Source organism: Gillisia marina, assembly GCF_000258765.1.
In the GTDB taxonomy this organism is placed as follows: Bacteria; Bacteroidota; Bacteroidia; order Flavobacteriales; family Flavobacteriaceae; genus Gillisia; species Gillisia marina.
On the sequence record NZ_AJLT01000102.1, the window covers coordinates 1 to 661 of the forward strand.

Here is a 661-nt window from a genome sequence, read left to right on the forward strand (position 1 = left end):
CAATGTATCTCTACCAATTTTCAATTGTTGTTTTTCAAAGTCCTGGCTTAAAGATTTCATAAGCTTGCGCACGCCTTCTCTAGGAAGGGATTTGCGTCGTCTTTTAACGATAGCAACTATATGTTGTTCTACCTTTTTTCGCTTATCAGCTCTGCATTTGTACTTATAATAAGCGTCACGTTTTAGTTCAAAACAATCACATATCTTGGCTAACGAAGCAAATCCCTTGGCTTTTTCCTTCGCTATGATTAAGGCTTGATATTTAGTTTTTTTTTTAAGTTCTAAGACACTTTTGTAGCCTAGTTTTTTGGCTGCTACTTCCAAGTATGCATCATCTACCAGTTGATCCATATCCTTTTTAAGGAGTAGTTTTTTAAGCTGCTCAATCTCTTTTTGGAGTGCTTTGAGTCGTGTTATTTCATCTTTTGTTTCTACCATAACCCTTGTGTTCATTAAGTCTTTACGTTCATACTTCCTGATCCATTCATTAATGGTCGATGGAGCAATTCCATAGAGTTTACCTAGTTCATACTTAGAATACTTTCCAGTACTAAGTTCTGATAAAATTTTTAATTTGAAAGGTTCACTGTAACGTCTGGTTACTCTGTCATTTTTGTACATAACTGTTTAAAATTATGTAGCCTTTATTCAGGACGAGTCA

General features: G+C 34.8%; 1 protein-coding gene. It reads right to left on the reverse strand.

What is annotated here, in order from left to right; all coding sequences use genetic code 11:
- The coding region (locus ON07_RS17330; protein ID WP_010232688.1) for a transposase at positions 1-621 on the reverse strand (621 nt) is incomplete at its 3' end.
- Positions 622-661: the final 40 nt, after the last annotated feature.